Here is a 23,376-nt window from a genome sequence, read left to right as displayed (position 1 = left end):
TTTTTGTATTGTTTAATTTTAGTTCTTTTGAGACGTATCTGTTTTCTTATTTTAGTCCATTTTTCATTATCGATATGTTGGTTTAAATCTTCGATTTCTTTATCTAAATGACTACCGATCAAATCTATTTCTTCTTTTGTTAAGTCATTATCGTGATCTTTTTTAATCTCAGGTATGATTTTATTTGTCACCTATTCATGATAGAGTGCTTTAGAATCTGCATTCATCCTTGACTCATAGTTTTGAAGACTTTTTCCATACAAAGGTATATCGATTGGTATTCGCCTCAACTTTCGTACTATCAATAAAAATAGCCTGATCATCTATAAAATTTTGTTTCAAATACTGACTATGACATTGAATAAATAATGAATCTAATAAAGCATCTACATTTGGAATACCTCTAAATCGATCCATCGTTTTATAAGAAGGTTTTTAATTTTGTGATAGCCACATGTACTGAAGTTTCCATTGGTAGCGTAAGTTAAGTCATATTATATTATTTACACATAATGCACCTCATTAATTTGGTTAATTGGTATTTATTAAATTATACGAAGGCCCTTATTTTTTAAAAGTATTTTAATTTTAATTTAAAATTACATATAAGCGGCGAGATGCTTGAGGGAACAGGACAAGCTACAGGTTGAAGCTGTTCTCTAAGAAAGTGAATCAACCATACGTAGTGTTGTAAATAAAGAAGCCAGTAAATGAATTTATAATAAACTCATTTACTGACTATTTTGCTAGGACTATGTCCCAACCTCGTGTTTTGTTATTTCCATTTAAATTTTGTGTAACTTTGATACTGATTTGTATTTACTTCAAGTATTAATGGAATTCGTTGTTTTAATTCACTCACATGAGAGATAATTCCTACCATCCGTCCAGATGTTTTTAAATTTAATAATGTATCAAGAGATGTTTCTAAAGTTTCTTGATCAAGTGTGCCGAATCCTTCATCGATAAACATTGATTCTAACGTAATACCTCCAGATTCTTGTTGTACGACTTCACTTAATCCTAATGCTAGAGCTAGTGATGCTTGAAACGTTTCTCCCCCTGATAATGAACTAATATGTCTTGCTTTATTAGAATATAAATCAAATACATCGATTTCTAATCCACTATATCCTTGTGATATTGATTCTCTTCGTTTAAGTTGGTATCTTCGTCCGCTCATTATATCTAATCTAATATTTGCTTGATGTATAATTCTTTCTAAATAATAAATTAATACATAGTTTTCAAGCGATAATTTTTGATGATTCTTTCCTGATAAAACCTCAGATAAATTAAAAATTTGTTGCTGCTCTTTTAACTCTTCATCTAAATAGTGAATATGTTTTTCTATTTTTGCAAATTTTTCATCATTCTTCTTAATTTTATATTGTATTGATACAACATCATTAACATACTGATTATATTTTTTTCCGATATGTTCTTTTTGCATTTCAAGATTAGATATATCTTCAAGTTCTTTTTCACTTGTAAGGCGTGTTAATCGTTCTATTTCAACGTTATATTTATGTTGTTCCTTATCGAAGTGATTAATTCTTTTTTCAATATATTCTTTATCTTGAAGTTCATGCTTTAATTTTTTTATTTCATCTTCATTTTCTAAACCTAATCGTTTCATTTCTTTTCGGATAGTTGTTGTAAAATAATCTAATTCTTTTTGTAGTTCTTTACTCGTAGCTAAATAATTATCACCACTATTATTTTCTAAAGCTAGCGCATTTTGATATGATTGTATATTTTTATTAGTATCATCAACATGTTGATGATATTCATCAATCTCTTTTCGAAGACTTAAGTAATAATCTTTAAAAGTTTCAATACTTGAATATCCTGTACTTATTTTAAAATCTTGAATTAAAGTCTGATTCTGACGTTTTTGAGAAGCTAATTTCTCTAATTTAAGTTCCTGCTGATGCTTCTCTTGCTGTAACGTATGAAATTTTTGTTGTAATTTATCTAACTCTTCTAATTGTTGTTGTAATTGTATTTTTTCAGACTTTGCACTTTGTAACTTTTCTTTGATTTGGTCTAAATTAATCGATTTATACTCTATCTCTCCTAAATCTGATATGCTTTGAGAGAGTAATTCACACGTCGCTTCACTTTTACTTAAATGCTGTTTTTTTTCATTCATTTCATTAGAAAGTTTATCAAGTAATTGATGATTTTGATTAATAGTTTCGAAATCAATATGCTGATTTAAAGATTCAATTTCATTTCCACATATTGGACATGTATCACCAATACGTAACGCTGACTGTATTTCAATAATAAAGGTTTGTTTATCATTTAAATCAATATTACGTTTATCAATGATTCCTAACTGTTGATTAAGTGTATCGATGTCATTTTTTAAATTTTGTACCTCTTTTGAATGTTGATGATATTGTCGTTTTAGGGAAACTTGCTTTTCATACTTATCTTTTAAATTCTGTTGTTCATCTAATTGTTTTTGTAATTGATATATTTGTTCAGTCAGCTCATCAATAGCTTTATTATCCACTTTATAGATATCAATAGATTTACTCATTTTATGTTCTTTATTAATTAACTGCTCTTGCTCTTTCATCATTTCATTATAACTGTGAATAATATGTTCTTGCTCTTTAAATGCTTGTTGATATTTATTCAAATAATTATAAAAGGGCTTCGATTGTTCTAAACGCTCACTTTTTAAATGATATGAGTCACTCATCTTGTCTAATTGTTTACGTTCTTTTTCAAGCATGTTTATTTTATTATTTAATTGCGATATTTTATTTTCAGTTTCTATTATTTTGTTTTTTATTGTTTGATGTTTTTCTTCTTTAAAGTGTTGTTGATCATATAAATTAAACAGCATGCCAGCATCATTTAATCGATTTAATTTTACTTTTAATGCATTTATGTCATCCATTTGTTCATCTAACTGATGTTTTAATTGATGATATTCTTTCAGTTCACTCAGTTGTTGTTCTAACGTTTTATTTAAATCAATACGTTTTGTTATAGAAAGCAATTGTTCGTTTTGCTCATTTTTTAGATGCAGTCTTTTTTCTTCGATTTGATGACCTATTGCTCTAAAATCGGGAATAGTCTGTATTAATTCTTGAGTTTTCATGTGATGAATTTGTTTAAATTGAATTAATTGCTCATCATCAAATGCTTCGATATCTTCCCATAGTAATTTTATTTGATTGTATCTTTTTTCAATTTGTTTTTTCTCTTCTTTCACTTCACTTTGAAGAAGTTTTTGAATTTCTTCAAAACGTATACTATTAAATAAAGTTCTTAATATCCCCTGTTTATCTGTACTATTGGATACTAAAAATTTTTTGAATTCACCTTGTGGAAGAATAAATAACTGTCTAAATTGTTCAGCATTAACTCCTAGTAATGATTTAATATATTGATTTCCAGCGCTGATTTTACTTTCTCTTAATTCATATGTTTCACTTTTAGAATCATATTCATACACATCTAGTTTTCCTGGTGTTTGACTAGTGTTTCCTTCTTTAGTAAAAGCGCCTTGACGAATAATTTTGAAATATTTTTCATTAAGTTGAAATTCATATTCAACCCACATAGGAGATTTTGCCTCTGCAAAATGACTTCTTAATCCCGCTTCACTTCTGCCTTCTGTAGAAGCTTTTCCAAATAACGAAAATACAATTGCATCAAATATCATGGTTTTTCCCGAACCAGTTTTACCACTAATTAAAAAAAGTTGATCATTTTTAATTTGAGTAAAATCAATCATTTCATGTAAGAATGGGCCAAAATTATGTAACGTTAATTTTATTGGTTTCATTTTAGACCTCCTTATTCGATACCAAAGTGATTAAATTATTTATTTTTTCTTCCTGGTATTTTGTCATCTCATTATCTGTAATCATCTTATAAAATTGCTTAATAATAGTTTGGTCGTCTTGTTGTTGTATTTGTGTCTGATGTAAAGGTCCCTCATTTTCAAAAGTAATATTGCTAAGCGCAAGAGTATTAGGGAATAGTTGTTTTAAATGAATCATTGGATCACTAATATACGACATATTTTTAAGTTTGAAATGTATATAATTATCTTTATTTTTAGGTTGAATATGTCCTTGAATCACTTCATCATACTCGCCCTCAACCACTTCAAGCTCTCTTAAAGGTTTAAGTTGCACAAATGATGTTGATATTTCATTTTTATCTTTAATCACCAAACGTTTATATCCCTTAGGCTGGTTTATTTCTGAAAATGAATATTGTAACAGTGAACCAGAATAATCAATAATGTCATCTTTAATACTAAATGGATGATGTAAATGTCCTAATAACACTTTATCAAATACGTTAAAACACGATTTAGTAACACTTTCAACAGTCCCAATTGTTAAAGGTCTTTCTGAATCTGATGTTTTTCCCCCATTTATCGTTAAGTGACCAATTAAAATATTTATTTTCTCTTTATTCAAATTTTCTACTATATAATTAATACATTTTTCTGTTGCTTGTTGATACGTTTGAATAGAAGCATCTTTAAAAAATTCTTTTACTTCACTAATAGTAGCAAATGGAAGTACATAGAAATGTACATCATTAAATACGATAGGCTGATTCATATGTTTTAATTTTGTACGAATAAAGAGTTTGGAATGTTCAAACCATGAAGCACCGTAATTCAATCGTTCTTTACCGTCGTGATTACCATTAGAAATAATCATGGGGATATTCATATCTATATTAATCGTATGAATAGCATTTTCAAAAAGATAAATGGTTTCTTTACTCGGATAAGTTGTATCATAAATATCCCCAGAAATCACAACTACATCAGGTTTTTCATCTTTTAAACATTGAATAAATTGTTCTAAAATAAATGATTGGTCTTCAAGAAATTGTTTTCCGTTAAGTATCTTCCCTAAATGCCAATCTCCAGTATGTATAATTTTCATAACATTCCCCTTACTTTTTAAAGATTTATAATTTATTTAAAAAAGAGCGAGATTGAATTCTCAATGAACTCACATACTCGCTCTAAACTTCAATTCAATTTAATATCAAAATAATAATATTTTATTTAATTTTAGATAAGGTAATCATATTAATCTCTATTATGAGACTAAAGATTTTTTAACGTTTTTATATTTATATAACATAGCTAAACGCCAAGGAACAATCATACTAAATGCCAATAAAAAGAACATGCCTCCGATTTCTCCTGGATCAATAGAGCTACTAATAAATATTTTTATGATTGTTCTAATAATTAAAAGCGAAATTAAAATGATTGGAAACGCTTTTGATCGTTTCATATATACCTCAGTGCCTTGAACTTCAAAGTGACTTGTCCAGATAAGTACAGATGAAAATATCACACCTAAAATGATAGATTCTAAAATTTCAGCCCCAGTTAATCTAAAATATGGAATGACATACATCAAAGCACCTGTTGACATAAAGATAGGAGGTAAAATAATTTTCTTTTCATTTACAGGGAACTTTTGTGCTTTCATACGAATAACTATGACAACAATCCCCATAAACAATGCAAATACTATGGAAAAAACTAAATATGCCAAATTTACACCTTCTTATATTCACATAACTAAAATTTTAATACTATTATAATTCTTAAATACTCCAACTAAACATGTTTTACACCAAAAATAAAGGATTGTAAACCCTTATGGCATACAATCCTTTAATAACTATTATTTTTTTGAACTCTTCATGTTTTGATCCATGTTTTTGTTCATCATCGTCATCATTTGATTGATTTTCTTTTGAGACGGTTTTTGTCCCATTTGCATCATCATCATACGTAACATTTCTTCATTGATAGGTGGGTTTTTTTTCAAATAGTCCATCATATATTTTCTTGCTAAGAAGAAACCACCAACTAGTCCGATGATAAGTGCTACAATGATTAATAAAATTGCTAACCAAGTTGCCATTGTTTCACCCACTTTCTATATCCTACTGAATTTTACTAAATAACTATCTTGATTTCAAGAGTTAGTTATAGAATAACACCACTTAACGTTTATATTAACAAACTGTTTAGCACGAATACTAATAATTATAAATCACTTCATATAAAGTGCTCTTCACAAAATAAAAAAGAGCAGGCAAGAACTCATTTTGAATTCATTTCCCGCTCTCTATGTTGACTAAATCATAATATTAAAAAGTGCGAATTTGATTTAAAATATTTTCTTTAGTAAAGCCATATTTTTCAACCACTAAGTCTCCTGGTGCACTTGCACCAAAACCATCGATTCCAATGACTTTACCTTCAGTGCCTACATATTTATACCAACCGAGTGGTGAAGCCATTTCAATTGCAACACGTTTAGTTAATTCTTTTGGAATAACTGATTCTTTATACTCGTCTGATTGTTGCTCAAAAGCGAACCAGTTTGGCATAGAAACTACTCTTACACCTTTACCTTGTTTATCTAAATCTTTAGCTGCTTCAATTGCTAAACTTACTTCTGAGCCAGTTGCTAACAATAGATATTCAGGTTTAGTTTCAGTTTCAAATACAACATATGCACCTTTTCGTACGCCTTCTTCAACCGTTTCTTCATCTACATCTAAATAAGGAAGATTTTGACGAGTTAAAACTAGAGATGTTGGTGTTTGTTTAGATTCTAATGCAACTTCCCATGCTACTCTTGTTTCATTACCGTCTGCTGGACGAATGACGTTCATATTGGGAATAGCTCTTAAACCTGCTAACTGTTCAATAGGTTCGTGAGTTGGACCATCTTCACCTACAGCAATTGAATCATGTGTAAAGATAAATGTTGCATTCAATCCCATAATTGCAGATAAGCGTAATGCTGGTTTTAAGTAATCGCTAAATACGAAGAATGTAGCACCATAAGGATGTAAACCTCCATGTGCTGCCATACCGTTTACTGCAGCACCCATAGCAAATTCTCTTACACCAAACCAAACATTTTTACCTTCTGGAGTATTAGGATTGTAATCTGTAGCTTCTTTAACATTTGATTTATTAGATCCTGCCAAATCTGCAGAACCACCAAAGAATGAAGGAACAGATTTACTAATTGCTTGAATGATTTCTCCAGAATCTGCACGAGTAGCTGCATTATGATCACTACTGAATTTTGGTAATTCATCCTTATAATTTTCAGGTAATTTACCACTGATTGCCAATTTAAATTCTTCAGCTAACTCTGGATATTTTTCTGTATATGTTTCTAATTTTTCTTTCCACTCATCTTCATGATCATTTGCACGTTTTAGCATTGTTGTTTGGAAGATTTCATATACTTCTTCTGGAACATTGAAACGTTTTTCTGGATCTAATCCATATGCTTCCAATGTAAGTTTTCTTTCATCAGTACCAAGTGGAGCTCCGTGAACACCATTTGTACCGCTAACGTTTGGCGCGCCGTAACCAATAATTGTTTTAACTTCAATTAACGTAGGACCATTTTGCTGTTTAGCTTTAGTAATAGCATTATCAATTTCTTCTAAATTGTTGCCATCTTTTACTAAAATATGATTCCATCCATAACTTTCAAAACGTTGTTTTACATCTTCTGAGAAAGATTTGTTAAGTTCACCATCAAGTGAAATATCATTTGAATCGTATAATACAATAAGTTTATCTAATTGATTATGGCCAGCAAATGAAGCTGCTTCATGAGAAATACCTTCCATTAAATCTCCATCTGAAGCCAACACGTAAGTATAATGATCTACAATGTTAATATCACCTTTATTAAATTTACCACCTAAATGAGTTTCAGCTAAAGCCATCCCCACAGACATAGCAAATCCTTGTCCTAATGGACCTGTTGTAACTTCAACACCATCTGTATGTCGAAACTCAGGATGTCCGGGTGTTTTAGAACCCCATTGTCTGAACTGCTTTAATTCTTCTAATTCTAAGCTTCCAGAGACATGTAATAAACTATATAGTAAAGCAGAACCATGACCTGCAGATAATATAAATCTATCTCTGTTAAAGTAGTCTTTAGATTGTGGATTAAAGTTTAAGTGGCGAGTCCAAAGCGTGTAGGCCATTGGTGCAGCTCCCATAGGCAGACCAGGATGACCAGAATTTGCTTCTTCAATTGCGTCGATACTTAATGCACGTATAGTATCAATAGCTAATTGGTCTTTTTCATTAAACATCTTACATACTTCCCTTCTAGAATTAATCATCTTTTTATATTATAACTTAAAAATATAGTAAATGATAAGATTATAATCTTAATGATCAAAATGTTATTAACTATTGATCATTCTTTTTACTTTCTTGAATTTTTTTAAGTTTTTCAGGCGTTACATCATTACCTTCTGGATCAATAACTTTTGTGCTTTCAATTTGTTGTTTGAAACCTTTTCTAAAAGAATCTAAATATTGTTTACGTAATTTAGATTGCTCTTTTGCTTCAGCTTCTGTTAAACCTTGCTCTTTTTTCTTCTTAGCTAATTCATTAATTCTATCTATATTCAAGTTATTTTCAGACATGTAATCACTCTTCCTATTTTAAATTTATTAATATCAATTACCTTATTAAATAAAACTAAATAAGAGATGAAGATTTCAATTATGAATCATTGCTCTCATTCTAAAATAAAGTATTTTTAATATAATAGTTTATATTCCCATTTCTTAAAATTTTTAACTTCTTTTCACCTTATTATTATTTCTAGTGATTAAAAAATACATCTGGATATTCAATTATACCTGACTCTATTTTTAATGCATTTTCTTTTAATTCAATAGCCATTAAAAACTCATCTGGCACTTCAAACGGAGCTTTAAGACCCCATTTAGATGCTTTTTCAAATCCAAATTTAGGATAATAATTTGAATGTCTCATTACAATGACTGATTCAAAATTTAACGACTTTGCTTTATTTAAAGCAGTTGATATTAAACGTTTACCTACACCTCTATTTTGATACTCCGGAAAAACAGACACAGGCGCCAAAGCTAATGATGCTTTTTTGTTTTCATTATTGATAATAAAAATTTTAGACAACAATATATGACCTATGATTTTTCCATTATATAGTGCCACTAATGATAAATCAGGAATAAATGAATCTGAATTTCTCAAATTTGAAACTAAACTATGTTCATTTTGATCACTGTATAGTTCCTTTTCAAATGCTTTTTTTACAACTTGCTCAGTAAACTGATAATCTTCTTTTGTTTCCTTTCTAATTATAAAATTCACTATCTTACCTTATCATTTTAAATTTAATGACTAAATAGTATTAACATGAACTATTCAAATCATTTTTTATAAAAGCTAAAGATTATTCATTCATAGTCATATAATCTACTTTATATTATTTTAACATGTCCACCATACTCCATTTAAATATTGACTTGATCTTTATAATAAAAAAATAAGCTATTCTAATATTATTTTTAGTTTACATACTGATTAGCTAATCATTGTAAATTCAAAGTTATTAGAATGCTAAGACATCATCTAAAGTATGTAAGTATAATATCATAATAAAAGACCGCAGATTTTACTAAAATCCACGGTCTTTTCATATATTTTAATTTTATAATACTGATTAAAAACAAAAAACTGACCATTCCTCAAACTTTATTTAACTAATGCGAACACTTTATAGTCTGTTTGTTCTGTATTATTGGGTATATCGTTCTTATAATCATCGTTTAACATCGCTTTTTTAGGGATCGTATGATCGGTAATTTCGTACATGTGTTCCGTATGAGCGTTCTGATATAAGTTAGTAAAAAACACCAAAAAAACGATGCAAGATACTACTAGGACAATTATATTTTTAATGATATGACTAGTATGATTACTAAGCATTTATTTTCACTCCTAGAACATTTGTTTGTATAAATACCTTAACAGAACTAGTGTTCCTAGTCAATAGAATTACGAACAAATGTTTGTTTAAAAAATCAAAAAATGCTATACTATATTAAAATAAACTTAGGGAGTGCCTATATATGAGAGAGTTAACTAAAAGACAAAGTGAGATTTATGATTATATTAAACATGTTGTTCAAATAAAAGGTTATCCACCAAGTGTAAGAGAGATTGGTGAAGCTGTTGGTCTTGCCTCAAGTTCAACTGTGCATGGTCATTTATCTAGATTAGAAGAAAAAGGATATATTAGAAGAGATCCTACTAAACCTAGAGCAATTGAAATCGTGAATGACCAAAATAATGATATGACTAGAGAAGAAACTATCTATGTTCCTGTTATCGGTAAAGTTACAGCAGGAGTTCCGATTACCGCAGTTGAAAATATAGAAGAATACTTTCCATTACCTGAACATTTAACGTCTACACACAATAGTGATGTGTTTATTTTAAATGTTATCGGTGAAAGTATGATTGAAGCGGGTATTTTAGACGGAGATAAAGTAATTGTAAGAAGCCAAACTATTGCTGAAAATGGAGATATAATCGTAGCAATGACTGAAGATGATGAAGCTACTGTAAAACGCTTTTTCAAAGAAAAAAATCGATATCGCTTACAACCAGAAAATAGTGCTATGAGTCCCATATATTTAGATCATGTAACAGTTATTGGTAAAGTCATTGGTCTATATAGAGAATTGTAGTTTATATCTTGTTCGTTACGTTAAAGTCTCTTATATATGTTTAATATACAAAAAACTAGAAGCGCATAGACGCTTCTAGTTTTATTTTTTATTTAAAATCTCTTTTACTTTATCAAGTATATCTTTTTTTTATTTTTCTTTGTAGGCATCATATCAACTTCCTTGCAAAAAGAACATACCCCTATATACTTTAAATCAAACATTATCCAGCATAGTTTTCTGTCCAAAATGGTTGTCGATGATTATTAAAATCTACACCTACACCTAATGTATTAACGTGCGTATTTAAAATATTTTCCCGGTGTCCTAGAGAATTCATAAGTCCTTCGTGAGCATAAATACTACTTTGTTGACCATAAGCTAAATTTTCGGCGGCAGTATTAAATTGAATACCATCACGTTTCATTCTATCGAAAGGTGAATGACCATTTAAATCAGTATGATCAAAATAATTATTTTTAACCATATCTTCACTATGTTTTCTTGCAGTATTAGATATTTTTTTAGAATAATCCAATGTATTTAATCCGTGTTGTTTTCTTTCTGCATTAACTAAATCAAAATTTTGATATTCAAAGCTTTTTTCTAGCGTTGTAGATGGTGCGCCATATTGCTTTTGTAATCGGTTTTCCATTGATTCACTCACTTGCAATAACCCTGTTAAGTTATTTTTATTATGTTTATCGTAAAATGCAGTTGTATAAATGTGATCTTTATAAAAAACATCATATTCATTATTTTTTACAACAAAACGGTAACGTCCTTTTGCAATTTTATCTACTGGTTTACCAAGACGTTGTTCAACCACTTTTTTAGGGGTATTATATTTAATTTTAGATTTAGAAGTTATAATATTTTGATTACTAAATAAAGCATTAACTTTATTATTAATGTAACTTACCATTAAAAAATTTTGATAATCATCATTGTAATAAGTGTACCATTTTGTACCATATTCATTTGACGTCACTCTTTTTGGTCGCCCTATTTTATTTTCTACTTCCTTTTGAGACATATTTAATTGAATATTATTAACTGCGAATTCTTGTTTTTTTGGAACTTTAAGTACATTATTTTTAAAACTTGTATCTTCATTTAATAAAACTTCTACTTTATCTCTTACGTTATTTTGCAAATTAATAAAAAACTGGTTTTCTTCGATAGGTTTTATAATGATAAATAACAAAAATATTGCAGTAAATAAAAGGAACTTTTTAATAATATTCACCTACTAAACATATATTAATCTCTATCACCATTAAAAATTGAGTTTCTTACAATAACATAGTCAACAGTAGTTAGTGATTTTAAATCTTTACCGCCAGCATAGGAAATTGAGCTTTGAAGATCTTGTTGCATTTCAACTAAGGTATCTTTTAATGAACCTTTATGTTCCACAAACATTTTCTTCCCTTCAACATTCTTATGTTCCCCTTTTTGGAATTCAGAAGCACTACCAAAATATTCTTTATAACGTTTACCCTCTAACTCAACTGTTTCGCCAGGAGATTCTGCATGCGCTGCAAATAATGAACCAATCATAACCATAGTGGCTCCAAAACGAATAGATTTCGCAATATCACCATGTGTTCTAATACCTCCATCGGCAATAATTGGTTTACGTGCAGCTTTACTACAAATGTTTAATGCAGCTAATTGCCATCCTCCTGTACCGAATCCAGTTTTAATTTTAGTAATACACACTCGTCCTGGCCCTATACCAACTTTAGTAGCATCTGCGCCAGCATTTTCTAACTCTCTTACTCCCTCAGGCGTTCCTACATTACCAGCAATAACAAATGATTGAGGAATATGTTTTTTAATATGTTTAATCATATTAATAACCGAATTAGCATGACCATGAGCAATATCAATTGTAATATATTCAGGTATTAAGTGCTCAGTTTTTAATTTTTCTATAAATTCAAATTCAGTTTCCTTCACCCCCACTGAAATAGAAGCAAAAAGTCCTTTATTTTGCATTTTTTTAATAAAAGGTATGCGACCTACTTCATTAAAGCGATGCATAATATAAAAATAATCATTTTCTGCAAACCATTCCGCTAAAGATTCATTCATTACTGTTTGCATATTAGCTGGAACCACTGGTAACTTAAAAGTTTTTGGTCCAAATTGTACAGTCGTATCACATTCAGATCTACTATTAACAATACATTTATTTGGAATTAATTGAATATCTTCATAATCAAAAATTTTCATACTTTAAATTTCCCCTATACATTTTAAATTTAAAAGACACTGTAGACATAAATAAAATATCTGACTCTTTACAATATCATTTATAACGTAATTTAGAGCGAGAAATCACTTTTTCTCGCTCTTATTATTTATATCCTTATATACTTTACAATTTTTTAAATACAATGTAAATGGACTAAAGTATTAGTTTCAGTTACCAACTAGATTTTTTCACACCAGGAATTTGACCTTTATGAGCATGTTCTCGAAATGCAATTCTAGACATTTCAAATTTTCTCATTACACCTCTAGGGCGTCCTGTAACTTTACATCTTCTTGTTAAACGAGTTGGAGATGAGTCTCTTGGTAATTTTTTTAATGCTTTATAATCACCTTTTTCTTTCAGTTCTTTACGTAATTCATAATATTGATTTACTAATTTTTCTCTTTTTAATTCTTTAGCTATTTTAGATTTTTTAGCCATATATTATCTCCTTTTTATAAATCGTAATAATTACGTTTTATATCTTAACATACTTTAGAAAAATTACAAAGACATTTATTTTAAAATTAAATGACTCATACATGTTATTCATCTTAAACATGTATGAGTCTATAATAGTTTATCTTTTTGTCGTATTTAAAAGATAAGGAATTATTTAGTTTCACGGTGTAGCGTGTATTTATTTAATCTTGGGCAATATTTTTTCATTTCAATACGCTCAGGGTTATTACGTTTATTTTTTGTTGTAATATAATTACGATCGCCACATTCAGTGCAAGCTAAAGTTATATTAACGCGCATCAATAACATCCTTTCTTGTTATATATAATTTAATTAGGAATTCTTACGATTTAAAATTCTACCATACCCTTTATTTTTACGCAATAAATTTCTTTTAATTTACTCAGTTTCTTTCTACATAACAAAAACTAAACGCTTTTAAAAAATCAGAAAATTTAAAATTTTTAACACAACTTGTTCAAAAGTTATTGAATACTTGAACTAAAACGATTAAAATGATTTGTATATTTTAAATTTTAATTTAGGAGATATTATATGGAAGATAACAATATGAAACGCGGCCTTAAGTCAAGACACATATCTATGATTGCTATCGGAGGCGCAATAGGCACTGGACTTTTTGTTGCTACAGGTAGTGTCGTTTCTCAGGCAGGACCTGGAGGAGCTATTTTAGCTTATTTATTGATAGGAATCATGCTTTACTTTTTAATGTCGTCTATTGGAGAACTTGCTACATTTTATCCTGTATCTGGTTCGTTTAGTTCATATGCTACCCGTTTTATTGATCCATCTATCGGTTTTACAATGGGATGGTTGTATTACATTTTATGGTCTTTAGTATCAAGCGTTGATGTAATGGTAGCTTCTAATGTTTTATTTTATTGGGATGTATTTAAAATTTTTAGTCCTCTGGTATGGAGTTTAATTTTTATAACGATTATATTCCTATTAAATATCTTTACTGTTAAAGCATTTGGTGAAACAGAATTTTGGTTATCATTAATTAAAGTAGTCACAATTATTGTATTTATTGTTGTCGGTATATTAATGATTTTTGGTATTCTTGGTGGACATACATATGGATTCGAGAATTATACCAAAGGTGAAGCACCTTTTGTAGGTGGTTTATCTGGTTTCTTAGCAGTATTACTTGTAGCAGGATTTTCTGTGGGTGGTACGGAAGTTGTAGCTGTCACTGCAGGTGAATCTGATAATCCTGAAAAAACTATGCCAAGGGCTGTTAAGCAAGTATTTTGGAGAATTTTATTATTTTATGTTTTATCTATTGTCGTCATTGCAGCTATTATTCCTTATACTGATCCTTTATTATTAAATAAAAATCAATCGGTATCTCAAAGTCCGTTTACTATAGTTTTCGATCGAATCGGTATAGCATTTGCAGCATCAATTATTAATGCTGTTATTCTTACATCGTTACTATCTGCAGCGAATTCTGGAATGTATACAACAAGTAGAATGCTTTTCTCTTTGAGTGATGAAAAGCAAGCACCAAAGTTTTTAAGTAAATTAAATAATAAAACGAAATTACCGATGCGTTCATTAGTCACTACTTACATTTTAGTAGTAGCAATTATTATTCTAGCTAATTTCTATGCTAATGCAGTATTTAGCTTGTTAAATATCATTGGCTCTTTAGTTATTATTGTATGGGCAATAAGTGCATGGGCTCAAATACGTTTACGTAGAGGTATTAAACGTCAAGGCAAAGACATTAATACATTATTGCCTTATAAATCACCACTTTTCCCTCTAGGTCCTATCATTGTATTTGCTACATTAATTTTCTTATACCTTGGTAATTCTATCGGTGATTTATTTAATGGTAATATAGGTGATTTTTTTGTTAATATCATGCCTTTAATCGTCTTAGCAATTATCTTTATCGTCCATAAATTGATTCGTAAAACTAAATTTGTAAAATTAGATCATATGGATCTTACAGCCCATCATTATCATGATTAATATCATCGTTTATTTAGGAGTAGAATTAAATACAATTCTACTCCTGTTTTTATTACTAAACACAATATGTATATTTTCTAATAGTCGTTTATTTTGTATAATGAGTATAACGATAACGACTTAGAGGTGACTGAGTATGGTAGGTCAAACAAATTTATTTGATGACGTAATAAAGAGCGATGAACGTTTTGTTATTGTCGTACAATCTTTAGAAGAAAGAAATGGACAATTACTGAAACGCACATTGCGTGAGTATCCTAGTCTAACTCATGATCAAATGGAAAACTTATTTACACATTTAAAAGATGTATTTCAAGATGAGCCATTTCGCGATAACCAATCTGCATATACAATAACAGTATATACAAATTTAGATTATGCAGCTGATCAAGTCTATGCTCATGTAAAAAGAAATAAAGGTAAACATGACTGGACACACACTGCTAAATAATTAGTTATGATAATAAAAAAAGGAAGCGAAACTTGATTCAATACGAATTCATTCCGCTTCCTTTTAATTTATATAAATGTTTTATAGCAATTCTTTAAGTGCTACTGGTATACCATTAGAATCATTATCTAATGTGACTTTATCTGCAATTTTTTTTAATTCTTCACTCGCATTTCCCATTGCTACAGCATATCCTACAACTTTAAACATCGATTGATCATTGAGACTATCTCCAAAACAAATCACTTCTGATAATGAAATATTTAACTTTTCGCATAAAGCTTTAATTGCATTACCTTTAGAAACGTCTTTAGCCATGAATTCCAGGAAGAAAGGTTTGCTCGTCGTCACATCAATATCAGAATTAAATGTTCCATTTAATTCGTTACGTGCTTTTGAAATATTTTCTTCATAATCAACGCCCATTGCTTTAGGTACATCAGACTGAATATACGCTTTAATATCATCCACTTGTTTCATAGGTAGACCAGTTAATTCTGATTCAATTTTACGATATTCATGTTCTGTATCAAAGATAATTTGTCCGTCTTGATACGTTAATGTTAAAAAGCCTTTTTCGCGACAATAATCTGTAATTTTATCAAAATTATCTTTAGTTACACTTTTACTTACTTCAATTTCTTCTGTTTTAGCGTTAATTGTTTTACCACCATTATAACTAATGATATAGCTTTGGTAATGATCTAACTTTAATTCTTTAGCTACTGGAATCATTCCTTCAGTTGGTCTTCCAGAGGCTAAAACAATCTTATATCCTTCTTCTTGTAGTTGAATTAAATAGTCTTTGGTTTCAGGACTAACTACATTATCACTTGTCATTAAAGTGTCATCCATATCCATAACAATCATTTTATAGTTACTCATGTCTTAGTTGCTCTCCTTTCATTTTTGCTCTTATCTATTTTACAATAATTTTATGAAGGATACACAACTTCTTCAATAACGCCTACATTATTAATTGTTGCAAGTTCAGAATCGCAAGTTATTATTTCTGATTTTAATGTTCTAACAAGTTCTCCACTTTTTTCTTTACGACTCAATGTCAATATCGTTGGACCTGCTCCACTAATCACTGTAGCATAAGCTTCATATTTTTGGGATAGTACTTTTACTTTTTCAAATTCAGGAATCAAGTGTTGACGATAAGGTTCATGAAAACCATCTTGGGTCATCATTTTTCCAGCAAGGTCATAATTATGTTGAATTAATGCACAAATCATTGTATTGCTAATCGAACTATTTTGAACTGCTTTCTCATGAGAATAATTATCTGGAAGTACCCTACGTGAGTCTTCTGTTTTGAGTTCATATGTTGGGATAGTAAGAATCACATCTACATCAGGTATATCAATATGCGCCACATTTGTCTCTTTGGTTTCAGGATTATAATATCCTGCGAGTAATCCACCATAAATTGTAGGTGCTACATTATCAGGGTGTCCTTCTATTTCAGTAGCTAGTTGTAGTAATTCATACTTAGATAATTGAATATTACCGAAGTAGTTAGCGATATATAATGCTCCAACTAAAGCGGATGCAGATGAGCCTAATCCTCTTGCTAATGGAATTTCACTTCTCATCGATACTTTTAAATTAGGTAAAGTCACATTATATTTTTCAGCTACTTGTTGTGCAACTTTATAAACATAATTACTTTTATCATTCGGTAATGATTCTAACTCTTCATTTAAATATCTAAATTCCCAGTTGCTTCCTTCCGCTTCCTCAACATATAGGTATAAATATTTATTAATTGCCATACCAATAGAATCAAATCCTACTCCTAAGTTAGCAGTTGATGCAGGTATTTTTAGATGAAATGATGGCTTCATATTAAAGTGTTCCTTTAATATAATTGATAATACTTTCTTTATTGTTTGGAAGCGGTTGAATTGGATTATCTAAAATTGAGATAGCAGTATCTGGATCTTTTAGACCACTACCAGTTAATATTGCTACTACTTTTTTACCTTTCGGCAATTTTCCTGCACGTTGTAATTTGATTAAACCGGCAATTGAAGCATTACTTGCTGGTTCACTAAATACCCCTTCTTTAGATGTCATTAATTGATATGCTTCTAAAATTTCATCATCAGTCACACTATTAATGAGACCATCTGATTCTTCTAACGCAACAGTTGCTTTTTTCCAACTTGCCGGATTACCGATACGGATTGCTGTAGCGATTGTTTCAGGATTTTTAATGATTTTATTTTGAACAATTGGTGAGGCTCCTTCTGCTTGAAAACCAAATAATTGAGGAAGTCGACTTCCTTTTTTCTCATGATACTCTTTAAAGCCTTTCCAATAAGCAGTAATGTTTCCTGCATTTCCTACTGGGATTGATAGAACGTCTGGAGCTTCTTCTAGTTGCTCAACAATTTCAAATGCACCTGTTTTTTGTCCTTCTATTCTAAATGGATTAACAGAATTTACTAATTCAATGTCATTATCATTTTGTGCAATCTCTTTAACGATTTCTAATGCTTCATCGAAATTACCCTCAATTGAGACGATTTCTGCGCCATACATGACCGCTTGTGAAAGTTTACCTAAAGCAATCTTTCCTTCGGGAATCACTACAATTGCTTTTAAACCTGCACGTGCGGCATAGGCTGCTGCTGAAGCAGAAGTGTTTCCTGTTGAAGCACAAATCACTACTTTTTTACCTTGTTCTTTCGCTTTTGTTACAGCCATTACCATTCCCCGATCTTTAAAAGAACCGGTTGGATTAGCCCCCTCATATTTAATATATAAATCAATATCTAGCATTTCTGATATATTAGCACAGTGAATTAGTGGTGTATGTCCTTCATTTAAAGTAAGTTTAGGTGTATCTTCATTAACCGGTAAATAATTTTTAAATTCTTCTACTAAACCTTGCCATCTTTTCATAATTATTAAACTCCTTCAACTGGATAAATTTTTTCAATGTTGTAATTTGCTTTAATAAGTAGTGATTCAGGTGATTGGTCTAATCCGATAATCACAACTCCATAAGAACTAGAATCACGTTGTTCTATTTGAAGTGATTTATGGAATGGTAGATCTGATTTAAGTCGATCTTTAAATTTATCAATTGATTCATCACTATGAATGACAACATAGAAATTTAATTTTTCTCCAATAGCAATTGCGTCACCATTATCCATTAATTCTCGAGTTTTATTTGTTTTTAATTCGAAATGAGGTGGAAGTGTATGTAAATTTGACTCAAAGAAGAGTGCTACATTTAATAAATCACTCACTACTGCACTACCAGTAGCTAAGCTACCTGCTCCTTTACCATAAAACATTGTATCCCCTACAGCATCTCCAATAACGTAAATTGCGTTGTATTCATTTTCTACTGCTGCAAGCTGATGTGATTTATGTATTAAGGTTGGTTCAACGGATGCATTAACTTCGCTATGATGATATGTACTTTTACCAATTAATTTAATCTTATAACCTAATTTGTCAGCTATATTAATATCAGATAACGTTATTTTACTAATACCTTTTACTTTTACATCATTTAACTTAATTACTTGATTAAATGATAGATAAGAAGTAATCACTACTTTTCTAGCTGCATCAATACCTTCTACATCATCAGTAGGATCTGCTTCAGCAAATCCTAATCTCTGTGCTTCAGCAAGTGCATCTTCAAATGATGTTTGTTCTCTTGTCATTTTTGAAAGAATAAAATTTGATGTACCATTTAAAATCCCCATGAACTTAGAGATATTATTAGCATTTAACCCATTATTAATCGCGTTAACAATAGGAATACCACCTGCAACACTTGCTTCAAATTTTAAGGCTACACCTTGTTGTTCTGCTAGATTCTCTAGTAATTCTAAATGCACAGCAAGTAGATCTTTGTTTGCTGTAATGACATGTTTTTTTCTTTTTAAAGATTCTCTTAACCAATCAACAGTTGGTTCAATTCCTCCCATTACTTCTATAACGATATCTATATCATCATCGTTTAAAATTTCATTAATGTCTTCTGTTAAATGATATTGACTAATATTAATAGGTCTTTTTTTAGTAGTGTCTCTTACTAAAATATGTTTAATAACAATATCTTTATTTAGAGTATCTTTAATTTGTTGTCGATTTTCTTCAATAATTTTTACTACACCTGAGCCTACTGTTCCTAACCCCAGTAACGCGATGTTTAATTCCTTCATAATTTTTATCTTCCTCCCATTTGTATTATTGAGAAGTACAATTGTTTTATTGAAAAACACTTAAATTTATTATACTATTAAATCAAATTAGTTGAATAGGACTTTTAAAAGAAAAAGTGAATATGTAGATATATATTATCATGTAGTATCAGGAAATTAAATAGAATTTTCTGATTTTTTAGAAAGGTTGGTAAATTTTATGAAAGTTGCTAAGTTTGGTGGAAGTTCTGTTTCAAATGCAACACAAATTAAAAAAGTCCTAAATATCGTCAATGATGACCCAGACAGAAAAATTATTATTGTATCTGCACCTGGTAAACGACATAAGAATGATGTTAAAACGACTGACTTACTTATTCGTTTATATGAAAAAGTAATCAATCAATTGGATTATCAAGATAAAAAAAGAGAGATTATTCAACGTTATGCAGATATTTTAGAAGAATTAAATATGGAATCTACACTCTTAGAAACAATAGATGAAACACTTGAAACAATCATTAAACAATTGAACGATAAGCATGATCGTTTATACGATGCATTGTTATCATGTGGTGAAAATTTTAATGCTCAACTTATCGCTAAATACAACGATTCCCAAGGCATTAAAACAACGTATCTCTCACCAAAAGATGCTGGTATCTTAGTAACTGACTTACCACAACAAGCACAAATTTTAGAAGACGCTTATGATAAAATTTATAAATTAAGAGAAATTGAAGGAAAAATTATTATCCCAGGTTTCTTTGGTGTTTCGAAACATAACTACGTTGTTACATTTCCGAGAGGCGGTTCGGATATCACAGGTGCAATCATAGCGCGTGGTATTAAAGCATCATTATATGAAAATTTTACAGATGTATCTGGTATTTTTAAGGCAAATCCAAATGTAATTAAAAATCCTGAACTTATTGAAGAAATTACATATAAAGAAATGCGTGAGTTATCATATGCCGGCTTTAGTGTATTTCACGATGAAGCATTACAGCCTTTATATAAACATAGAATACCCGTAGTAATTAAAAACACAAATCATCCAGAGGACAAAGGAACCTTTATTCGCCATAATCGTGAAGTCACAAATAAAAATCAAATTATTGGCATTAGTTGCGATAAAGATTTCACAGTTATAAATATTAAGAAATACTTAATGAATAGACAGATTGGTTTTACAAGAAGAATTTTAGAAATATTAGAAGACTATCATATCTCTTTCGATCATATGCCATCAGGTATTGATAACATTAGTATCATAATGCGTTCTAATCAAATTAAAGACAAAGAGAATGAAGTATTGAGTACGATTAGAAAAAAATGTGATATAGATGAATTAAGCGTTGACCATGACCTTGCTATTTTAATGATTGTTGGTGAAGGAATGGCTCAATCTGTCGGAACTGCTAACAAAATCACACATGCTCTAGCAGAATCCAATATCAATCTAAAAATGATTAATCAGGGTGCTTCTGAAATTTCTATGATGTTTGGTATTTCAAGAGAACATGCAGATAAAGCTGTGTTATCAACTTATGAGTATTGCTATCATGGTGTATGCTTAAAAAATTTATGTCCTAAATAACAATTACATAAAAAAATCTGAGACATCTATTTTGTCTCAGATTTTTTATATTAAACTTTTTGTGTAAGTGCTTTTTTAATTTTATGTTCTCCCACTACCATTTTTAAAATCACAAACTGATAATAGCTTAGAGCATCTAAAACTGACTTATAATTTGAATTGCTTTGTTGATAATCTAGTAAATCATACATTAATACGATTTCAGGTTTGATATAATCAACATCCCAAGTTAATGAATGAAAATAAATACTATTTTTAGGTAGTCGGATATTAGTGTTTAGTCTAAATAGCCATTCCTCATTTATAACATCATAAATAAAAATTCTTAAAATAACCTTATTATTAGTAACAACGTTTATATGAGAAATAGATGGAATATCTAAATGATCTTTATCCATGTTATGATTGGACATATCATAATATTTAAATGTATAAGCTAAAGGAATAACTTTTAAAACCTCTACGATTCGTTTTCTTTCTACACAAATATCGACTTTCGAAGGTAATTCAAAAAGTTCATTTAAAAATAGTTGAATAGCAACTTCACCGTGAAATTTGAATGCTGTACGGCATTGATTTTTTAATATTCCAACTAGTTCTTCTACATGATTTTGGTGATGAGACATACAACTGTCCTCCTTAAAGGAAACGCTTTCATAAGTTAATTATACAGACACAATTTAATGTTTTCAATTTTTAATTTGTGAAAAATTTGTAAATCTTCTAACTCTTCTTTAGGTTGGAAGATAAAATTTTATACAATTTTATATTTATAATAATGAATAAATTATATCCCGTTATTACGTTCTTTTTCAACTTAAATTATCATTTTTTGTTTATTGAACAATAAATATATTTTGTTTATAATTAATTATTGATTTCTATAGAAAATTAATTTAATCATTAATCTTCTAATTTACAAATATTAAACAGGAGGTGAGAATATGACACATACGGTTATACTGATTATTATTATTGTTATTCTTATACTTGCTTTTGTACTCAATCAAAGATACATGCAGGATAGAATAGATACTGAAGTTTACGCTAAAAATCAAATGGTCTCTAAAAATTCTTTACTTAGTAAAGAAAATTTAGAACTTAAAAATAAAATATTAAGTTCTAATAACGAGATTAGTCCTCATTCAAAACGTAATGCTAAACGTGAATTACAAGATATCTTAGACCGTTTTAAAGATTCAGGAAAATTAAAATATTATAATATCATTACGACTAGTAATTTAGCTACTAAACATCCACTGTTTGAGTATGCAAGAACATTTGACTATATAGTTGTGTCTGACGTAGGTCTGATTAATATTGACGTTAAAAGTTGGAAACAAAAAACATTTTATCACTTTGATTTACCTACTTCTGATTACTTAGAGGGAGATAATCAAAGTGTAGAACAAATTGTAGGTCATTATATTAGTAAACAATATCATAATCAATTCGATTCAAGTCGTAATGAAATATATACTTTTGTTGAAAAAATTCAAAACAATCGAGTCATCTATGAATTTTATCAACATGATCCTTATGAACAAGCTGCTATTAATGCAAAAACCTTAAAAGATGGCATTGAAAAATATTTTAATCATAAAATTCAAAGTATTGGTGTCATTTATTTTAGTGATGGTAGTGTTAATATAATTGAAGGTGCCGATGAAAGAGAGAAATATATTGATACAGTATCTACTAAATCTTCTTTAGAATCTGTGATTAATAATGCTATTGAATTATCTAAACACCCTCTATCTGAAGCTCAAGTTAATACTATTGTTGAAAACTTTCATAACTAAAAAATAAGTATGAGGGTGGGACATAATTCCTAACAAATTAGCC

At 29.4% G+C, this 23,376-nt stretch carries 22 protein-coding genes and 1 pseudogene; 5 read left to right on the top strand and 18 right to left on the bottom strand.

What is annotated here, in order from left to right; translation table 11 throughout:
• The 9 genes and pseudogenes from HMPREF3046_RS11535 to sosA form a co-directional block, all read right to left on the bottom strand.
• A pseudogene (locus HMPREF3046_RS11535) lies at positions 1-465 on the bottom strand (IS5/IS1182 family transposase); the annotation flags it as partial.
• Between the two features lie 310 nt (positions 466-775).
• Positions 776-3,811 (bottom strand): exonuclease subunit SbcC, encoded by a 3,036-nt coding sequence (gene sbcC, locus HMPREF3046_RS07335; protein ID WP_070718149.1) that lies wholly within the window; start codon positions 3,809-3,811, stop codon positions 776-778.
• A gap of 1 nt (position 3,812) precedes the next feature.
• Positions 3,813-4,937, bottom strand: coding sequence for an exonuclease subunit SbcD (sbcD, locus tag HMPREF3046_RS07330; protein ID WP_002449112.1), 1,125 nt, complete (start codon positions 4,935-4,937; stop codon positions 3,813-3,815).
• Positions 4,938-5,096: 159 nt separating this feature from the next.
• Positions 5,097-5,564, bottom strand: coding sequence for a CcdC family protein (locus tag HMPREF3046_RS07325; RefSeq protein WP_049418130.1), 468 nt, complete (start codon positions 5,562-5,564; stop codon positions 5,097-5,099).
• 132 nt (positions 5,565-5,696) lie between these two features.
• A complete protein-coding gene (locus HMPREF3046_RS07320; protein WP_037541068.1) occupies positions 5,697-5,939 on the bottom strand; it encodes a YneF family protein in 243 nt (80 codons plus the stop codon).
• Positions 5,940-6,168: 229 nt separating this feature from the next.
• On the bottom strand, positions 6,169-8,157 hold the full coding sequence (tkt, locus tag HMPREF3046_RS07315) for a transketolase (RefSeq protein ID WP_070718145.1): 1,989 nt from the start codon (positions 8,155-8,157) through the stop codon (positions 6,169-6,171).
• A 100-nt stretch (positions 8,158-8,257) separates the two neighbouring features.
• Positions 8,258-8,497, bottom strand: a complete 240-nt coding sequence (locus HMPREF3046_RS07310; protein WP_070718141.1) for a DUF896 domain-containing protein — start codon at positions 8,495-8,497, stop codon at positions 8,258-8,260.
• Positions 8,498-8,678: 181 nt separating this feature from the next.
• Positions 8,679-9,212 carry a GNAT family N-acetyltransferase gene (locus HMPREF3046_RS07305; protein ID WP_070718138.1) on the bottom strand — a complete coding sequence of 178 codons (534 nt, stop codon included), beginning with the start codon at positions 9,210-9,212 and terminating at the stop codon, positions 8,679-8,681.
• A gap of 384 nt (positions 9,213-9,596) precedes the next feature.
• Positions 9,597-9,830, bottom strand: coding sequence for a DNA damage-induced cell division inhibitor SosA (gene sosA / locus HMPREF3046_RS11625; RefSeq protein WP_070718136.1), 234 nt, complete (start codon positions 9,828-9,830; stop codon positions 9,597-9,599).
• A 143-nt stretch (positions 9,831-9,973) separates the two neighbouring features.
• Between sosA and lexA the strand changes: the two genes are divergently transcribed.
• Positions 9,974-10,594 (top strand): transcriptional repressor LexA, encoded by a 621-nt coding sequence (gene lexA, locus HMPREF3046_RS07295; RefSeq protein WP_070718131.1) that lies wholly within the window; start codon positions 9,974-9,976, stop codon positions 10,592-10,594.
• Positions 10,595-10,796: 202 nt separating this feature from the next.
• Here lexA and HMPREF3046_RS07290 read toward each other — a convergent pair whose 3' ends face one another.
• The 4 genes from HMPREF3046_RS07290 to rpmG all read right to left on the bottom strand — a co-directional run bounded on the left by HMPREF3046_RS07290 (position 10,797) and on the right by rpmG (position 13,598).
• Positions 10,797-11,822 (bottom strand): CAP domain-containing protein, encoded by a 1,026-nt coding sequence (locus tag HMPREF3046_RS07290; protein WP_070718129.1) that lies wholly within the window; start codon positions 11,820-11,822, stop codon positions 10,797-10,799.
• A gap of 14 nt (positions 11,823-11,836) precedes the next feature.
• Positions 11,837-12,814: a GMP reductase gene (guaC, locus tag HMPREF3046_RS07285; protein ID WP_070718126.1), complete on the bottom strand. Its 978-nt coding sequence runs from the start codon at positions 12,812-12,814 to the stop codon at positions 11,837-11,839.
• 193 nt (positions 12,815-13,007) lie between these two features.
• Positions 13,008-13,277: a 30S ribosomal protein S14 gene (gene rpsN, locus HMPREF3046_RS07280; RefSeq protein WP_002449108.1), complete on the bottom strand. Its 270-nt coding sequence runs from the start codon at positions 13,275-13,277 to the stop codon at positions 13,008-13,010.
• A 171-nt stretch (positions 13,278-13,448) separates the two neighbouring features.
• Positions 13,449-13,598, bottom strand: a complete 150-nt coding sequence (rpmG, locus tag HMPREF3046_RS07275) for a 50S ribosomal protein L33 (RefSeq protein ID WP_001831295.1) — start codon at positions 13,596-13,598, stop codon at positions 13,449-13,451.
• Positions 13,599-13,853: 255 nt separating this feature from the next.
• Between rpmG and HMPREF3046_RS07270 the strand changes: the two genes are divergently transcribed.
• Together HMPREF3046_RS07270 and HMPREF3046_RS07265 are read left to right on the top strand one after the other, a co-directional pair.
• Complete coding sequence (locus HMPREF3046_RS07270; protein ID WP_070718121.1) at positions 13,854-15,302, top strand: amino acid permease; 1,449 nt, start codon at positions 13,854-13,856, stop codon at positions 15,300-15,302.
• Positions 15,303-15,438: 136 nt separating this feature from the next.
• Positions 15,439-15,753, top strand: a complete 315-nt coding sequence (locus HMPREF3046_RS07265) for a hypothetical protein (RefSeq protein WP_070718118.1) — start codon at positions 15,439-15,441, stop codon at positions 15,751-15,753.
• Between the two features lie 81 nt (positions 15,754-15,834).
• Here HMPREF3046_RS07265 and HMPREF3046_RS07260 read toward each other — a convergent pair whose 3' ends face one another.
• From HMPREF3046_RS07260 to HMPREF3046_RS07245, 4 genes are read right to left on the bottom strand one after another with little or no spacing between them, the layout of a single operon-like run.
• Positions 15,835-16,638 (bottom strand): Cof-type HAD-IIB family hydrolase, encoded by an 804-nt coding sequence (locus HMPREF3046_RS07260; RefSeq protein ID WP_070718115.1) that lies wholly within the window; start codon positions 16,636-16,638, stop codon positions 15,835-15,837.
• A gap of 50 nt (positions 16,639-16,688) precedes the next feature.
• The gene (gene thrB, locus HMPREF3046_RS07255) at positions 16,689-17,606 is read right to left on the bottom strand and encodes a homoserine kinase (RefSeq protein ID WP_070718112.1); all 918 of its coding nucleotides are present in this window, start codon (positions 17,604-17,606) and stop codon (positions 16,689-16,691) included.
• A gap of 1 nt (position 17,607) precedes the next feature.
• Positions 17,608-18,669: a threonine synthase gene (gene thrC / locus HMPREF3046_RS07250; protein ID WP_070718107.1), complete on the bottom strand. Its 1,062-nt coding sequence runs from the start codon at positions 18,667-18,669 to the stop codon at positions 17,608-17,610.
• 5 nt (positions 18,670-18,674) lie between these two features.
• Positions 18,675-19,952 (bottom strand): homoserine dehydrogenase, encoded by a 1,278-nt coding sequence (locus tag HMPREF3046_RS07245; RefSeq protein WP_070718106.1) that lies wholly within the window; start codon positions 19,950-19,952, stop codon positions 18,675-18,677.
• Between the two features lie 199 nt (positions 19,953-20,151).
• Between HMPREF3046_RS07245 and HMPREF3046_RS07240 the strand changes: the two genes are divergently transcribed.
• Positions 20,152-21,531: an aspartate kinase gene (locus HMPREF3046_RS07240; RefSeq protein WP_070718104.1), complete on the top strand. Its 1,380-nt coding sequence runs from the start codon at positions 20,152-20,154 to the stop codon at positions 21,529-21,531.
• A gap of 50 nt (positions 21,532-21,581) precedes the next feature.
• On the opposite strand, the gene HMPREF3046_RS07235 is transcribed toward HMPREF3046_RS07240, so the two are convergent.
• A complete protein-coding gene (locus HMPREF3046_RS07235; RefSeq protein WP_070718101.1) occupies positions 21,582-22,157 on the bottom strand; it encodes a hypothetical protein in 576 nt (191 codons plus the stop codon).
• Between the two features lie 318 nt (positions 22,158-22,475).
• Here HMPREF3046_RS07235 and HMPREF3046_RS07230 point away from each other — a divergent pair, with 318 nt between their 5' ends.
• The gene (locus HMPREF3046_RS07230) at positions 22,476-23,333 is read left to right on the top strand and encodes a hypothetical protein (protein ID WP_070718098.1); all 858 of its coding nucleotides are present in this window, start codon (positions 22,476-22,478) and stop codon (positions 23,331-23,333) included.
• Positions 23,334-23,376 lie beyond the last annotated feature (43 nt).

The sequence above is a fragment of the Staphylococcus sp. HMSC070D05 genome (genome assembly GCF_001815595.1).
GTDB classification, from domain to species: Bacteria; Bacillota; Bacilli; order Staphylococcales; family Staphylococcaceae; genus Staphylococcus; species Staphylococcus hominis.
Note: the sequence above shows the minus strand (reverse complement) of the source record. Positions and strands in the feature narration are given on the sequence as shown.

What these genes read in the sequence shown, in the direction of transcription:
- rpmG (WP_001831295.1), bottom strand. Translation starts at nt 13,598, where the DNA reads ATGCGCGTTAATATAACTTTAGCTTGCACTGAATGTGGCGATCGTAAT.
- sbcD (WP_002449112.1), bottom strand. Translation starts at nt 4,937, where the DNA reads ATGAAAATTATACATACTGGAGATTGGCATTTAGGGAAGATACTTAAC.
- HMPREF3046_RS07320 (WP_037541068.1), bottom strand. Translation starts at nt 5,939, where the DNA reads ATGGCAACTTGGTTAGCAATTTTATTAATCATTGTAGCACTTATCATC.
- HMPREF3046_RS07260 (WP_070718115.1), bottom strand. Translation starts at nt 16,638, where the DNA reads ATGAGTAACTATAAAATGATTGTTATGGATATGGATGACACTTTAATG.
- sosA (WP_070718136.1), bottom strand. Translation starts at nt 9,830, where the DNA reads ATGCTTAGTAATCATACTAGTCATATCATTAAAAATATAATTGTCCTA.
- HMPREF3046_RS07235 (WP_070718101.1), bottom strand. Translation starts at nt 22,157, where the DNA reads ATGTCTCATCACCAAAATCATGTAGAAGAACTAGTTGGAATATTAAAA.
- HMPREF3046_RS07270 (WP_070718121.1), top strand. Translation starts at nt 13,854, where the DNA reads ATGGAAGATAACAATATGAAACGCGGCCTTAAGTCAAGACACATATCT.
- tkt (WP_070718145.1), bottom strand. Translation starts at nt 8,157, where the DNA reads ATGTTTAATGAAAAAGACCAATTAGCTATTGATACTATACGTGCATTA.
- HMPREF3046_RS07245 (WP_070718106.1), bottom strand. Translation starts at nt 19,952, where the DNA reads ATGAAGGAATTAAACATCGCGTTACTGGGGTTAGGAACAGTAGGCTCA.
- sbcC (WP_070718149.1), bottom strand. Translation starts at nt 3,811, where the DNA reads ATGAAACCAATAAAATTAACGTTACATAATTTTGGCCCATTCTTACAT.
- HMPREF3046_RS07230 (WP_070718098.1), top strand. Translation starts at nt 22,476, where the DNA reads ATGACACATACGGTTATACTGATTATTATTATTGTTATTCTTATACTT.
- HMPREF3046_RS07265 (WP_070718118.1), top strand. Translation starts at nt 15,439, where the DNA reads ATGGTAGGTCAAACAAATTTATTTGATGACGTAATAAAGAGCGATGAA.
- rpsN (WP_002449108.1), bottom strand. Translation starts at nt 13,277, where the DNA reads ATGGCTAAAAAATCTAAAATAGCTAAAGAATTAAAAAGAGAAAAATTA.
- thrC (WP_070718107.1), bottom strand. Translation starts at nt 18,669, where the DNA reads ATGAAAAGATGGCAAGGTTTAGTAGAAGAATTTAAAAATTATTTACCG.
- HMPREF3046_RS07240 (WP_070718104.1), top strand. Translation starts at nt 20,152, where the DNA reads ATGAAAGTTGCTAAGTTTGGTGGAAGTTCTGTTTCAAATGCAACACAA.
- lexA (WP_070718131.1), top strand. Translation starts at nt 9,974, where the DNA reads ATGAGAGAGTTAACTAAAAGACAAAGTGAGATTTATGATTATATTAAA.
- thrB (WP_070718112.1), bottom strand. Translation starts at nt 17,606, where the DNA reads ATGAAGCCATCATTTCATCTAAAAATACCTGCATCAACTGCTAACTTA.
- guaC (WP_070718126.1), bottom strand. Translation starts at nt 12,814, where the DNA reads ATGAAAATTTTTGATTATGAAGATATTCAATTAATTCCAAATAAATGT.
- HMPREF3046_RS07310 (WP_070718141.1), bottom strand. Translation starts at nt 8,497, where the DNA reads ATGTCTGAAAATAACTTGAATATAGATAGAATTAATGAATTAGCTAAG.